This is a genomic window from Frankia sp. AgKG'84/4 (genome assembly GCF_023242965.2).
Classification (GTDB): Bacteria; Actinomycetota; Actinomycetes; order Frankiales; family Frankiaceae; genus Frankia.
Window position 1 is genome coordinate 1 of the sequence record NZ_JALKFU020000087.1, and the last position, 13,722, is coordinate 13,722.

The window sequence follows — 13,722 nt, forward strand, 5'->3', positions numbered from 1 at the left end:
GCGCCACGGTGGCTCGGCGGCGGCGGCGGGTGGTGGCCGCCGGACTCGCGGTCGCCCTGGTGTCGGCCGGAATCGGCGGCGGCGTCGGTGCTCTCGTCGCCGGTAACGACAACGGCAACACGGTCGTGACCACCGCCGGGCTGGAACGCAGCAGCTCCACCGCCGGCGGGACGTCGCCGGCGGCGGCCGACACCGTGTCAGCGGCGGCGAAGAAGATCCTGCCGAGCGTGGTGACCATCTCCGAGGAGTCCAGCAGCGAGTCCGGCACCGGCTCCGGAATGATCATCCGGTCGGACGGGCACATCCTGACCAACAACCACGTCGTCTCCGGCGCCTCGGGCGGCGGCTCGCTGACCGTCACCCTGCAGGACGGCCGCACCTTCGACGCGCAGGTCGTCGGGACCGACCCGAGTTCCGACCTGGCCGTCATCAAGATCAACGCATCCGGCCTGACGGCGGCGACGTTCGGCAACTCGGACGCCCTGAACATCGGCGAACTGGTGGTCGCGGTCGGCAGCCCGCTCGGCCTGAACGGCACGGTGACCTCCGGCATCGTCAGCGCCCTGCACCGCCCGGTGCGCACCGGCGACTCCACCGTCCAGGACCAGCAGAACACCGTGCTCGACGCGATCCAGACCGACGCGCCGATCAACCCGGGTAACTCCGGCGGCCCGCTGGTCAACAGCCGCGGCGAGATCGTCGGCGTGAACAGCGCGATCGCGACGGTCGGCGGCGGCGGCAGCCCCTTCGGTGGCACCCAGCAGTCCGGCAACATCGGCGTTGGCTTCGCGATCCCCGGGGACTACGCCGAGTCGGTCGCGACCCAACTGATCACTTCCGGCAAGGCCACCCATCCTTACCTGGGTGTCTCCGCGTCGACCGCCAACGAGAACGCCCGCTCGACGGCATCCAGCGGCACCGGCGCGCAGATTCGTTCCATGGTCGCGGGCGGCCCCGCCCAGAGCGCCGGCCTGCGCGCCGGCGACGTGATCACGAAGCTGGGGGATCGCGCCGTCAACGATGTCGACTCCCTGATCGCGGCGGTGCGCTCGCACGCCATCGGAGACGAGGTCGAGGTGACCTACAGCCGCGACGGCCAGACCAGCACCGTCAAGGCCAGGCTCGCGCTGCAGCCACCGACGTCCTGATCCGGCCGCCGTCGTACCGGATTGGCCGCCGACATGCCGGTCGCCGGGCAATCGTGGCGCCATCCGGTGCGCAGTCGCGAATAGCCGTGGTCGCGCGAAACGCTGGTTCCGCCCGATCCGCCTCCTAGTCACGTGCCGCCCGCTGGCGGACTATTCATCCGCTACCCTTGTGACTAGTGTGCCAGCGGCACAGCACATCAGCCGGCGCGACACATTCCGCGACAAACCAGCCATACAGCGGAAATTAACGGAAGATCCCGGCTTCATTTCATAGTCAAGTAAAGCCGGCTGTCGAATCGACGACAACAAATTCCTCACAACGTTCACCCCCTAGCGTGGACGGGCTCCTAGCATTGGGCTCACCACCCCGATCCGGGCCCGCCGCTAGTCCTCGGGAGAAGCGAGATTATGGACGACGACGCGGACCTCGTGGCCCGTGTCCGCCGTGGTGATCGACAGGCGTTCGACGACCTGTACGACCTTTACGCGGACGATGTCTTCTCCATGTGTCTGCTGATCCTCGGTGATCCGACGGTCGCTCGCGCGGCCGCCGGCACGGCGTTCGCCCTGGTCGCGCGCACCCGCCTCAACCCGTTGAGCAACCCGGCCGGGCTGCGTTCCTGGCTGCTGGAACTCGCCCGCGGCAGCGCCCTGGCCTGGTCCGGATCCCCCCAGGCCCGCAGCATTCCGGTGCCCCACGGGGTGCGGCCCGAGGAGCTGCTGGTCGGTGCGGTCGTTCCAGCGCCGGCAAGCCTGCGGGTCGGCCTCTCCCGTACCTTCGACCGCGCCGCCGCCGTCGCCGAGGCCGCGGCCAACCGGCGAGCCGCCATGTCCGCCGCCTCGACCACGCGGGCCGCCGCGGTGCCCACCAGCCCGCCGGAACCGGCTCCGGCGCCCAAGATCAGCCTGGTCAAGGGGATGGCGGCCCAGCCGGCGGTTGCCGGCGCCGCCGCGGACGGCGACGTACCGCGGGCGGGCTCGGCGGGTGACGACCTCGACGTCGAACTCGACGTCGAACTCGCCGACAGCAAGGCGGCGACGCGGGTGCCTGCCGCCGCGGTGCGTGCACTGCCGCTGATGCGGATGGATGCCGATGCCGGCGATGGCGCGGTGGGTGTCGAGGAGGGCCGACTCGCTCTGGTGTGGCGCGGCCGGCCGGCGCTGGCGGCCGCAGCGGCGATGATCGTCGCCGCCGCGGGGCTGACCGCGGCGATGAACTGGCCCTCCGCCGACCCACAGCTCATGTCGGAGTCCGGGGTGGCGATCGTCCACTCGGCGCCCAGCGAGGCCGTGGTGCGACCCTCGACGGCGCCGGCCGCCCCGACCGGACGCGATCTGGCGACGCGACCCATCACCCCGACGGTCGCCGGAGCGTTCACCAGCCGAGCCGCCACGCCGGACGGGCGGGCGCCCAGGCAGCCGAGGCTCGTCGAGCCGATCGCGCGGGACGTCCACCGCACCCAGCCCGCGGTCGCGAAGCCGGCCAGTGCCCCGCGAGTGACGCTGTCGGAGTCGCCGACCAGCCCGGCAGAGCACGTCGTCGTGCCCTCCACCCCGGCCACGACGGCACCGACCACGGTGACGCCGACCGTTCCCGCGACGCCGATCTCCCCGACCTCGTCCGCGCCGGCCACCCGGACGCCCGGCCCGACCGTGCCGGCCCCACCGACGGTCACCGCACCGGTGACCACAGCGCCCGCGCCGACCAGTGCCGCTCCGCTGCCGACAACGCCGACGGTGCCGACGACCCCGCCGGCCCCCGTCACCCGCTCCGCCACCTCGGCGCAGACGACGGCGCCGCCCGCGACCGGCGGCACCGCCCCCACTCCGACGCAGTCCGGCAAGTCGACGGCCCCGGCCACCCCCGCCCCACAGCTCGTCTGACGAGCGGCGGCACGCGCCGACGGGTCAGCGGACCGTGTAGAAGAGCGTCGTCACGTACTGATCGAAGTCGTTGAGCCGCAAGGTCAGCCGCAGCTGCCACTTCCCGTCCAGCGGCAGCTGGAGCCGGTCGGAATGGGCGTGGCCGGTGTCGGCAAGATCCAGCGGCACCGTGAACGGCCCCAGATCGGCGCTGGGCAGGGACAGCTCCGCGCTGGCCGCCACGAGCTTCTGCGGTTTGCCGGTCGGCGCCCAGGCACGCACGTCGAGGGACTCCGCCCCGACCCGGGTCGGGCTGACCCGCACCTTCACCGTCATCGGCCCGGCGAAGGCCGTCCCGCTGAACGGCGGTGCGTAGCTGGTCCGGCCGGGGACCATGTTCACAAGGGCCGCGGTCAGCCCGAGGACCACCGCGCCCGCGGTGAGCTCGGCGACGACACCGCGCCGCAGTCCGGCGAGCGCCGCCGCCCCCGGCGCCGCGGCGGCGACGTCGTTCTTCGTCCGGTAATGGCGCCGCACCCACTGCTGGGACAGGCCGCCGACCGCGATCATTCCCAGGAAGAACCAGGTCTTGTAGAGGAGCATCCGGCCGTAGCTGGTGTCCACGGCGGCCGGCAGGGATCCGATCTCCCGCCAGCTCTGGAACAGGCCGCTGAGCACGATCGCGATGACCGCGCCGGCGGCCAGCCTCGACCATCGCGGCAGTACCACGGCGAGCTCGGCGCCCGACGCCTGCCGCAGGAGCAGCACCGCGATGACGGACAGGCCCCCGATCCAGACGGACATGGCGAGCACATGCACCGTCAGGCTGACGACGGCCAGCCCGACGAGGTCACCGGCGCTGCCGTGGCCGATCGCGGCCAAGGTCACCGCGATCGCGAGGCCGAGGGCGGCGAGCTCCCCCCGATGCCACAGGTCGGGTGCCCCGACCCGCACGGCCCGGCGCAGTAGCGGTGCGGCGAGGCACAGTGCCAGCAGGCGGATCAGCAGCAGATGACCGAAGCGGTCCGCCAGCGTCGTCGACAGAATCGACCAGCGGAAGATCCCGGTCAGGCCGACCCCGGCGGCGTAGGGGCCCTGCAACAGGAGCTGGGCGACCGCGGCCACCGCCGCGATCGCCCACCCAACGGCCAGCAGGCGTCCCGCGCCCCGCGTCTGGAAGCCCCGCGGCCAGATCAGGGTGAGGAACACGCAGGCGCCCAGCAGCAGCCCGATTCCCCCATAGCCCGCGAACCGCGCGGCACCGAAGAACAGGCCCACCGACTGCGAACCGGACGTGTCGCCCTCGGCGTGGGCCGCACCGGCCTGGGGCGGCCCGCCGATGCCGAACGCGAAGGCACCCGACACCGGATGGCTGTCCGCGGAGATCACGCGCCAGCTGACGACGTAGGTGCCGGTCGGCAGGCCGGGCTTGAGTGCGACGGTCGCCTGTGACGCCTTCGCGCCGGGCCGCGTGTGCCCGTCGTCCACCCTGGCGCCCGCGGCATCGAGGACCCGGATCGAGTCGTCCGACACTCTGATCGACTCGCTGTAGCTGAGCAGCACCCGGGCCGGGGCGGTCCGCAGCGCCGCGCCGTCGACCGGCTCGGTGCCCGTCAGCAGTGCGTGCGCGGACGCCGGTGACACGCCCAGACCGAGGCCGACCGAGGTGGCGGCCATGGCGATCAACGCCACGGCCACCACCAGGACTCTTCTCACGATGCTTAGGCCCGCCGTCGCGCCCTGGCCAGCCCGAACCCACCGACGAGCAGGCCCAGCGCGCCGACGACGATGCCGACCGTGCCGAGCGTGCGGGCCGTCCCGTCATCGCTGTCCTGCGGTGCCGCGGCGGCGGTCGCGGTTCCCGTCGTGTGCGCCGCCTCGGCGCCGGCGGTCGCCGTTGCCGAGGTCAGCGTGATCGTGGGCGCCGGGTGCTCGGGCTCGGCCGCGCCGGCCTGCGGAACATCGACCCAGCGGACGACATCTCCGTTGGAGTAGTTCTGCAACGCCTTGAAGGCGATGGAGTCGGCCTTCTCGGGCAGCGGCCCGGCGGAGACGGTGAACGTGTCGAACTCACCCGGTTTGATGCCCGGGCTCCCCGGATCCGCCGTCCAGGTGATCCTGGTGACCACCTCGTCCACCGCGCCGTCATCGGTGGTCAGTGGCTTCGACGGCTTCGCCTTGGTGACCTTGTACGTCCAGCCCGCCTTCGGCTGGACCGACACCGAGGCGATCGGATTGTCCGTCGGTAGCTGGACGTCGAGGCCGGTGGTCGAAGCGTCATCCTTCTCGGTCGGCACCTTGAACACGAGCGTGGAATAGCTGCCCGGGGCGGCCGTTGACGGCTGCACCGTGACATGCGCTGAAGCCGGCAGAACAGTTGCCACGACGGTGACCCCCGTGGCCGCCACCAGAATTCCGGCGCGCGAAAAAACCCGACGCATGTTGATCCCCTCCGCAGTCCCGAGAACCGGGACCTGAAAATTGGCGCTGGCCCATGAGCACCGGAGGGATGGGCGGGCGTCAGTACGCCACGCGGGGGCTGCCGACAGCCATCGCCGCCCGGCCGATCTCCGGTGAGACCGGTGGCGGCGGGCCACGGCGGCGGGCCGAGCGCCCGATCGGCCGCGTGTGCGCGCGCGGCCCTCGGCGCCTCGACGCGATCCGGAAAGCCGACGGCACCACGGGAACGGACCACTCGGTCACCGGAAGAAGCAGCCGGACGAGGATCGTCACGGGCTGCAGCCGGGCAACGGACCACAGGAGACGTTCGGCCCGGCGCAGACAGAGCGCCACGGCCACGGCCGCCACGGCGTGCGCGATCAACGATGACCGGTCCACGGCGCAGCGCAGACACGCCAGGTGCGCGTGTGGCTCCACCAGCAGGAAGGTCACGTGCAGCGCGAGCTGCGCCGCGCCGACCGCGCTCACCAGCGTCGCCAGCCCCCGCTCACGCCCGCCCAGACCAAACGCGAGCCTGGTGAGCAGCAGAAACGAGGCCGCCGTCACCCAGAGGCCGGGACTGGCCGCTCCGCCCGCGACGTGCGCGACCACGGCCAGGCAGACGGACGACGCGGAGAAGGTGGCAGCTCGCCCGAGACGAGCTGTGCCCCCGTTCACCGACCAGTCCGTGCCCACGGGCGCAAGCTTGCCACGCCAGGTCGAGGAACCGCCACATCCTCGACAGACAGTCGGCAATCCGTCAGTTGGCCGCCGCGACCGCAACGGCGGCGAACGGGGCCGGTTTCCGACGATCGACCGCCGTCCACCGGTAGCGTCGACTTCCTCCGACCTCGGCGCCCAGAGCCGGGAAGGGCTGGCTCACTGTGCGTGTTGTCATCGCCGAGGACTCGGTACTGCTGCGGGAGGGCCTGCGCCGCCTTCTCACCGACGCGGGCTGCGAGGTCGTCGCCTCCGTCGGAGACGGTTCCACCTTCGTCGACGCCGTGCTGGAACACCGTCCGGACGTCTCCGTCGTGGACGTGCGCATGCCGCCGTCCCATCGGGACGAGGGCCTGCGGGCCGCCATTCGGGCCCGTTCCGAGGTCGCCGGCTCTCCCGTTCTGGTTCTCAGCCAGTACGTCGAGAAGCAGTACGCGGCGGAACTCCTCGCCGACGGCGCCGGCGCGGTGGGATATCTCCTGAAGGATCGCGTCGCCGATGTGCGCGAGTTCATCGATGCGGTTCGCCGGGTCGCCGCCGGGGGCACCGTCATGGATCCGGAGGTGGTCGCGCAGCTTCTCGTCCGGAATCGGCGAGACGATCCGATGGCCACCCTGACCCCGCGCGAACGCGAGGTGCTGACCCTCATGGCGGAGGGACGCTCGAACACGGCGATCGCGGCGCACCTGGTCGTGAGCGCCGGCGCGGTGGAGAAGCACATCTCCAACGTCTTCAACAAGCTGTGCCTGGAACAAAGCACGACCGATCACCGCCGGGTCCTGGCCGTGCTGGCCTATCTGCGCGGCTGAACCCGGGAACTCCGCAGGGCGACGACCGCCGCGCCGTCGACCGCCAGCGGGCGGACAACCGCGCGGCGCGGTGCAGGACACGCTCATCAGGCGAGACACGGGGGCGGATGCACGCAGCACGGCAGGATCCCCGTAGGCTCCCGTTTCTGTGAGCCCCATCCTCGCGTCCGGACGGGCTGGGAACCTGATCAGGTCGCTGCTGATCATCTTTGTACTCGTTCTACTGATGCGTACGGCTTACCTGTTGTGGTTTTTCCATACGCCGGCCTGGACCTCACGGCCGCACGAGATTCAGTACTGCGGCGGCTGGTACGAGCGTGCCCGTCAGCCCGACATCACCTCCGGCGAGGCGGTGACAACAGCCGGTGGCCAACTGAAGACGGTCCGGCGCTCACCCGTCTTTCGGCCGATCACTGCCTACCGGCCGACGTCCGACTGCCCGCGATATCTCTTCGCGAAGGTCGGGAAGGACGCCTACGTGACCTACCTGGCGAAGAAGGACTGAGCCGAGTCGCTCAGCGCCGGACCCAGGAGAACGTGCACGCGGGCGTGAATCGACGTGCGCTGCTGCAGCGCGGCCCGCACGGCCCGGTGCAGCCCGTCCTCGAGGTAGAGAGCGCCCGCCCACTCGACGACGTGCGGGAAGAGGTCTCCGTAGAAGGTCGAGTCCTCATCCAGCAACACGTCGAGCGCGAGCACGCGCTTGGTCGTGACGAGCTGGTCCAGCCGGACCTGGCGGGGCGGTATGGCGGCCCAGTCCCGCTGACCAAGGCCATGGTCGGGGTACGGGCGACCGTCTCCAACCGTCTTGAAGATCACCGGCACCTCCTCCTCGAGGGCGAGACTTCCGTCGACTAGGACAGCCTAGGAGCCCTGCCCCGCCCATAAGACCCCGGTCGGCCCAGAGCGGGAACTGCGTGGACAGCAGGACCACATCGGGGCCTGGTCGGCCAACTCAGGCCATCTATCGCTTGACCTCCCCTTGGCAACTGACTTAAGTAAGCCTTACTTGAAGCCGAGGAGGTCGCCGTGAAACCGCTCGCCCACCAGGAGCACATGATCGAGATGGCTCAGCGCGCCAGGACAGTGCTGGCCGGTGGCCGCACGGCGCTGCTGACCCTGCCCCGCGAGCAGGCCCGGGGATGGATGGGAGTGATCGACGACGGCGGTGAGCCGATGTTGCTGGCGAACTCCGACGGCCCCGTCGTGCAGGCCGCGCGCAAGGGCCGGCGAAGCTGGGTCGACGTCCCCGGGCACTTCGGCGAGCGGCTGATTCTCGCGGGCCCGCTGCGGCTCGTGCCCGGCACCACGGACCAGATCCTGCGCCGCCTCGCCGATCTGGGCCGCACGGTCGACACGATCGACGGAATGATCGATGGCCTCTCCGTGCTGGCGGTCTCCGTGGACGACGTCATGCTGTGTTATCCGTCGGACTGCCGGCCGAAGAAGTGGTCGACGTCCGCGGTGGGCCGGCGGATCGACCTGACCGCGTACGCCCTCGCCGAGCCGGACCTCATCAGCGCCTACGCCCCCGAGCTGATCGCGCATCTGAACTCCCGGCACGCCGACCAGATGCGTCACCTCGCCAGCGTCGGGCTGCCGGCCGAGGTCGCGACCACGGACCTGGCGGGCGCGCATGTCAGCGGCCTGGACCGCCGCGGCCTGGACCTGTGGCGGGTGACCACGCAGGGCGCCGAGCAGGTACGGGTCGTCTTCGAGCAGCCGCTCACCGAGCCTCGTTCACTCGGCCAGGAACTGCGCCGGCTTCTCACGCAGAGTGGCGGGTGACGCCACTGCCGACAACCTGACGTGATCGGACCGGCCGCATTTGACACCGGGATCGAAAATCGTTTTCAATTAGTCCATGTCGAAGCCAACCGGGTCGCCCGCGATTGTCTTCGACCACGCCACCATCGCCTACGGTCGAACGGCCGCGCTCGAACGCGTTCACGGCACGGTGCGCGCCGGCGAGATCGTCGCGTTGGTGGGGCCGAACGGCGCCGGCAAGTCGACGCTCATCAAAGCCGTCCTCGGCCTGGTGCCGGTCGTGTCGGGTTCCGTCACCGTGCTGGACCGCCGGCCCGCCGAGGCCCGCCGGCAGGTCGCGTACGTGCCGCAGGCGGACACCCTCGACCCGGACTTCCCGATTTCCGTGGCCCAGGTCGTCCTGATGGGCCGCTACCGGCGCATCGGCTGGCTGCGCCCGCCCGGGCGGGCCGATCGGGACGCGGCCGCCGCGGCCCTCGCCGCAGTCGGGCTGGAGCATCGGGCGGCGGATCGCTTCGGCCTGCTCTCTGGTGGGCAGCGCCAGCGCGTCCTGCTGGCGCGGGCGATCGCCGCGCAGCCGGCGGTTCTCGTTCTCGACGAACCGTTCAACGGGGTCGACGCGGTCTCCCAGGAAGCCCTGCTCGGCGCGATCCGGGATCTCACCGCACGCGGCGCGGCCGTCGTCGTGTCCACCCACGACCTGGGCCTCGCGCAGGTCAGCTGTGACGGCGTGTGCCTGCTCAACCGGCGCCAGTTCGGCTTCGGCCCGCCGGATGCCGTGCTCACGCCGGACACGCTGCGGGCGGCCTATGGCGGCGCCGCGCTCGAGCTCGGTGATCGTGGGCTGATTCTCGCGCACTCATGATCGAGACATTGTTCGCGCCGTTCAGCCGGCCCTACCTGGCGCGGGCGCTCATCGAGGCGGTGCTACTCGGCGCGCTCTGCGGTGCCGTCGGGGTCTACGTGCTCCTGCGCCGGCTCGCCTTCCTCACCGACGCGATCACGCACACGGTGTTTCCCGGTGTCGTCGTCGGGTTCCTGGTTTCGGGGCGCGCCGGAATCGTGCCGGGCGCGCTGGTCTGCGCGGTCGTCGCCGCCGGCCTGTTCACCGCGATCGCGGCGACACGCCGCGTCAACGAGGACGCGGCGCTGGCGGTGCTGCTCACCGCGTTCTTCGGGATCGGCGTGGTGCTGGTCTCCCGTGAGCGTTCCTACACCGCGGACCTCACCGCGTTCCTGTTCGGCCACATCCTCACCGTCGACTCGACCGACATCATGGTCACCGGCGCGGTGACCGTGCTGGCCTTCGTCGTGCTGGTCGGGCTGGGCAAGGAGTTGCTGCTGCGCGCCTTCGATCCCGAGGGGGCGCGCGCCGCGGGCTATCGCATCGCGGCGCTCGACCTCGTCGGCAACATGCTCATCGCCCTGGTCGTGGTCGCCGCGGTGCAGGCCGTCGGAACCGTGCTGGTCATCGCGATGCTCGTGGTGCCGGCTGCGACCGCCCGGCTGCTGTCCGACCGGCTCGGGGTCATCCTCGCGGTGGCGACGGGCCTGGGAATGCTCGGTGCCTGGCTCGGGCTCTCCGTGAGCTTCGAGGCCTCGAGGGGTCACGGCGTCCGCCTCGCCGCCGGCGCCACGATCGTCCTGGTGCTGGTCGCCTGCTACGCCGTGGTGACGCTGGGGCAGAGCGTCCGGCGGGCGCTCACCCGGCTGTCGCCGCCGCCGGGCCAGGTGCCGCGATGACGCTGTTCACCTCGCTGGGCGAGGGATACGTGCGGCGGGCGCTGATCGAGGTCGTTCTGGTCGGCGTGCTCTGCGGCGCCGTCGGCGTCCAGGTGGTGCTGCGGCGACTGAGCTTCCTGACCTCGGCGCTGACCCACGCGACGTTCCCCGGCGTGGTCCTCGCCTCGCTGCTCGGCCTCGGGCTCGTGCTCGGCGCGGGGCTGTTCGGCCTGGTGGTGGTGGCTGTGGTCGCGGTGCTGACCGGGCCGCGGGGAGCCGAGCGCGGACGGGAGACCAGCAGCGTGACAGCCGTGGTGCTGTCCGGGGGCTTCGCGCTCGGGATGGCGCTGCTGTCGACGCAGGACGGGTTCAGCCGGGATCTCACCGCGTTCCTCGTCGGCTCGATCCTGACCGTCCAGCCCGGCGACATCCTGGTCAGCGCGGTGACCACCGCGGCCGTGCTGGCCATCCTGGTCGCGCTGCGCAAGGAACTGCTCCTGGGAGCGTTCGACCCGGACGCGCTCGCCGCCGCGGGTTACCCGGCGCGGCGCCTCGACCTCGTCCTGCTGTTGGCGATCGAGGCGACGGTCGTGACATCACTGCCCGCGGTCGGCACGATCATGGCGGTGGCGCTGATCGCCGGGCCGGCGGCGACGGCCCGGCTCTGGTGCTCGCGGACCGGGACGATGACCGCGCTGTCGATGGCGATCGGCGTCGCCTCGGGGGTCATCGGGCTCACGGTGAGCGAGCAGTGGAACGTCGCCGCGGGTGGCGCGATCGTGCTCACCGTGGCGGCGTTCTTCATGGTTTCGCTGGCCCTGCGCTCACTCCCCCGAGGTGAATCACTCGCGCCGGTGGCGGCCCGGCGGAAACCCGCTGGACGGGCCACCTACCCTGGGTAGATGGAGTTTTCCCAGTCCGACAAGCTCGCCGGCGTCTGTTACGACGTCCGCGGGCCTGTCCTCGACGAGGCGACGCGGTTGGAAGCCGCCGGGTCGCACATCCTCAAGCTGAACATCGGCAACCCCGCGCCGTTCGGCTTCTCCGCACCGCCGGAGGTACTCGAGGCCGTCGCGACGAATCTGGTGGGAGCACAGGGATACAGCGACTCCAAGGGACTGATCGCGGCGCGCGAGGCGGTCGTGCGCTACCACACCCGCAAGGGCATCGGCGGGATCACGCCGGACAGCGTCTACCTCGGCAACGGCGTCTCCGAGATGATCTCGATGGCGCTGCAGGCGCTGCTGAACAACGGCGACGAGGTGCTGGTGCCCGCGCCGGACTATCCCCTGTGGACGGCCGTGGTGAGCCTGTGCGGGGGCCGGGTGGTCCATTACCTGTGCGACGAGTCGGCTGACTGGGCCCCGGACCTGGCCGACATCGCCCGTAAGATCACTGCGCGCACCCGGGCGATCGTCGTGATCAACCCGAACAACCCGACCGGCGCCGTCTACGACCGGCGGACGCTCGAGGAGATCGTCGAGGTCGCCCGGCGTCACCACCTGATGGTCTTCTCCGACGAGATCTACGACCGGATCCTCTACGACGACGCCGAGCACATCTCGACCGCGTCGCTGGCCCCGGACCTGATCTGCGTGACGTTCAACGGGCTGTCGAAGGCGTACCGGCTGGCCGGGTTCCGTGCCGGCTGGATGGTGCTCTCAGGCCCGCGCGAGCACGCCTCGTCGTACATCGAGGGACTGAACATCCTCGCGAACATGCGGCTGTGCGCGAACGTGCCCGGCCAGTTCGCCACCCTGGCCGCGCTGGCCGAGGACGGCGGCGCGGGCGACCTCGTCCTGCCCGGCGGCCGGCTGCGGGAACAGCGGGACGCGGTGATCCGGCTGCTCAACGACATTCCCGGGGTGAGCTGCGTGACGCCGCGCGGCGCGCTCTATGTGTTCCCCCGGCTCGATCCGCAGGTCTACCAGATCGCGGACGACGAGCGCTTCGTCTTCGACCTGCTCGCAGCCGAGCGGATCCTGCTCGTCCAGGGCACGGGCTTCAACTGGCCGCGCCCCGACCATGTGCGGATCGTGACGCTGCCGACGGTCGACGAACTCACCGACGCCATCGGCCGCATCGACCGGTTCCTGGCGCACTACAAGCAGAACTAGTCCTATCAACACCATCGACGAGGTTGTCCACAGAGAACCGAATCTCTGTGGACAACCTGTGGACAAGTCGCGACGCGACCTGGCCCTCGCCCTCCTGCTCGCCGCCGCCGTCGGTGCCGTCGAGATCGCGCTGCACGCCCGCATCGGCCGGCCGCTCTGGTACGACGAGCTGTGGCGGCCGCACTTCGCCGGCGAGCCGTGGGCGCACTTCTGGCCGGAGCTGCGCTCGGCGAACACACCCTCGTCCCTGGGATCGATCGCGCTGACCCGGGCGACCGGCGACGTGCTGGGCTGGCATGCCTGGTCGTTGCGGCTGACCGGCGCCGCGCTGTGGCTGCCGGTGCTCGCCGCGACGACCTTCCTGGCCGCCCGGCGCTTCACCGCACCGGTCACGGCCGCGGGCGCCGCCATTGCCGTCGCGCTGAGCGCCACCGTGGTCGACTCGGGCACGCAGCTCAAGCCGTACGTTCTCGAAGCGGTCGTCTCCCTGGCCGTGGTCGCCCTGTGGACGGCGCCAGGCGCCCCGCTGCGTAACCGGACGGCGGCCGGGGCGTTGGCGCTGGTCTCGACGCCCGCGGTGTTCCTGCTGGTCCCGCTGGCCGCAGGTGATCTGGTGCGGCGACGGCGGGCGGCCTGGCAGGCGGCGCCCGCGCTGCTGCTCGCCGGAGCGCACGCGGCGCTGTTCATCACGCACCAGTCCAGCCAGCGGGCGAGCCGGTTCTGGGACCGACAGTTCCTTGCCGGCCGAGGCATCCTCGGGGGTCTGCGCTTCACCGCCGACCAGGCGCGGGCGATCCTCGGCGGCGCGCCTCCCGGCATCGACCGCTATGACCCGAACCTGGCGCATTCCCTCACCGAAGGCCACCGGTCGCTGACGGTGGTTCTCGGCGTCGCGACCACGATCGCCGTGATCGTCGGCGCCCGGGCGCTGGCCCGCCATCCGGACGGCGTGACCCTGCTGATCGCGCTCGGCGGCGCGGAGCTGGTCATCCTGGCGGCGAGCGGCGCGCGGTACTGGCCGTTCGGCGCCTGTCGGACCAACCTGTTCCTCGTTCCGCTGCTGACGATCGTCGCGGCGACCGGCGCCGGCGAGATCGCCGCCGCGGTCCGCCGCCGTCGCGGCGCCTGGTCGGCGCG

At 71.4% G+C, this 13,722-nt stretch carries 14 protein-coding genes; 10 read left to right on the forward strand and 4 right to left on the reverse strand.

Annotated features, from left to right (window positions below):
- Both MXD58_RS08475 and MXD58_RS08480 read left to right on the forward strand, forming a co-directional pair.
- A partial coding sequence (locus tag MXD58_RS08475; RefSeq protein ID WP_250609170.1) for a S1C family serine protease occupies positions 1-1,148 on the forward strand: 1,148 nt, incomplete at its 5' end.
- 408 nt (positions 1,149-1,556) lie between these two features.
- Entirely contained in the window at positions 1,557-3,032 is a 1,476-nt protein-coding gene (locus tag MXD58_RS08480) for an RNA polymerase sigma factor (RefSeq protein WP_248840132.1), read from the forward strand.
- A 24-nt stretch (positions 3,033-3,056) separates the two neighbouring features.
- Here the strand turns inward: MXD58_RS08480 and MXD58_RS08485 are convergent, their stop codons facing one another.
- From MXD58_RS08485 to MXD58_RS08495, 3 genes are all read right to left on the reverse strand, one after another.
- Positions 3,057-4,703, reverse strand: coding sequence for a copper resistance CopC/CopD family protein (locus MXD58_RS08485; protein ID WP_248840131.1), 1,647 nt, complete (start codon positions 4,701-4,703; stop codon positions 3,057-3,059).
- Positions 4,704-4,732: 29 nt separating this feature from the next.
- Positions 4,733-5,452 (reverse strand): YcnI family copper-binding membrane protein, encoded by a 720-nt coding sequence (locus tag MXD58_RS08490; protein WP_248840130.1) that lies wholly within the window; start codon positions 5,450-5,452, stop codon positions 4,733-4,735.
- 79 nt (positions 5,453-5,531) lie between these two features.
- Positions 5,532-6,128, reverse strand: a complete 597-nt coding sequence (locus tag MXD58_RS08495; protein ID WP_248840129.1) for a hypothetical protein — start codon at positions 6,126-6,128, stop codon at positions 5,532-5,534.
- Between the two features lie 206 nt (positions 6,129-6,334).
- On the opposite strand from MXD58_RS08495, the gene MXD58_RS08500 reads away from it, so the two are divergent.
- Positions 6,335-6,979: a response regulator gene (locus tag MXD58_RS08500; protein WP_248840128.1), complete on the forward strand. Its 645-nt coding sequence runs from the start codon at positions 6,335-6,337 to the stop codon at positions 6,977-6,979.
- 148 nt (positions 6,980-7,127) lie between these two features.
- Positions 7,128-7,484, forward strand: a complete 357-nt coding sequence (locus MXD58_RS08505) for a hypothetical protein (protein ID WP_248840127.1) — start codon at positions 7,128-7,130, stop codon at positions 7,482-7,484.
- Here MXD58_RS08505 and MXD58_RS08510 read toward each other — a convergent pair.
- Positions 7,463-7,798, reverse strand: a complete 336-nt coding sequence (locus tag MXD58_RS08510) for a type II toxin-antitoxin system VapB family antitoxin (protein ID WP_248840126.1) — start codon at positions 7,796-7,798, stop codon at positions 7,463-7,465. The two genes, MXD58_RS08505 and MXD58_RS08510, sit on opposite strands and share 22 nt — an antisense overlap.
- A gap of 210 nt (positions 7,799-8,008) precedes the next feature.
- Here MXD58_RS08510 and MXD58_RS08515 point away from each other — a divergent pair, with 210 nt between their 5' ends.
- From MXD58_RS08515 to MXD58_RS08540, 6 genes are all read left to right on the forward strand, one after another.
- The gene (locus MXD58_RS08515; RefSeq protein ID WP_248840125.1) at positions 8,009-8,767 is read left to right on the forward strand and encodes a DUF2470 domain-containing protein; all 759 of its coding nucleotides are present in this window, start codon (positions 8,009-8,011) and stop codon (positions 8,765-8,767) included.
- 76 nt (positions 8,768-8,843) lie between these two features.
- The gene (locus MXD58_RS08520; protein ID WP_248840124.1) at positions 8,844-9,611 is read left to right on the forward strand and encodes a metal ABC transporter ATP-binding protein; all 768 of its coding nucleotides are present in this window, start codon (positions 8,844-8,846) and stop codon (positions 9,609-9,611) included.
- Positions 9,608-10,489 (forward strand): metal ABC transporter permease, encoded by an 882-nt coding sequence (locus tag MXD58_RS08525; RefSeq protein WP_248840123.1) that lies wholly within the window; start codon positions 9,608-9,610, stop codon positions 10,487-10,489. The genes MXD58_RS08520 and MXD58_RS08525 overlap by 4 nt, the downstream gene beginning before the upstream one ends.
- Positions 10,486-11,370 carry a metal ABC transporter permease gene (locus MXD58_RS08530; protein WP_248840122.1) on the forward strand — a complete coding sequence of 295 codons (885 nt, stop codon included), beginning with the start codon at positions 10,486-10,488 and terminating at the stop codon, positions 11,368-11,370. Before MXD58_RS08525 ends, MXD58_RS08530 begins: the two co-directional genes overlap by 4 nt.
- Positions 11,371-12,585, forward strand: coding sequence for a pyridoxal phosphate-dependent aminotransferase (locus tag MXD58_RS08535; protein ID WP_248840121.1), 1,215 nt, complete (start codon positions 11,371-11,373; stop codon positions 12,583-12,585).
- Positions 12,586-12,643: 58 nt separating this feature from the next.
- On the forward strand, positions 12,644-13,722 hold a 1,079-nt coding region (locus MXD58_RS08540; RefSeq protein WP_250609171.1), incomplete at its 3' end, for a hypothetical protein.

What these genes read in the sequence shown, in the direction of transcription:
- MXD58_RS08480 (WP_248840132.1), top strand. Translation starts at nt 1,557, where the DNA reads ATGGACGACGACGCGGACCTCGTGGCCCGTGTCCGCCGTGGTGATCGA.
- MXD58_RS08525 (WP_248840123.1), top strand. Translation starts at nt 9,608, where the DNA reads ATGATCGAGACATTGTTCGCGCCGTTCAGCCGGCCCTACCTGGCGCGG.
- MXD58_RS08535 (WP_248840121.1), top strand. Translation starts at nt 11,371, where the DNA reads ATGGAGTTTTCCCAGTCCGACAAGCTCGCCGGCGTCTGTTACGACGTC.
- MXD58_RS08490 (WP_248840130.1), bottom strand. Translation starts at nt 5,452, where the DNA reads ATGCGTCGGGTTTTTTCGCGCGCCGGAATTCTGGTGGCGGCCACGGGG.
- MXD58_RS08520 (WP_248840124.1), top strand. Translation starts at nt 8,844, where the DNA reads ATGTCGAAGCCAACCGGGTCGCCCGCGATTGTCTTCGACCACGCCACC.
- MXD58_RS08530 (WP_248840122.1), top strand. Translation starts at nt 10,486, where the DNA reads ATGACGCTGTTCACCTCGCTGGGCGAGGGATACGTGCGGCGGGCGCTG.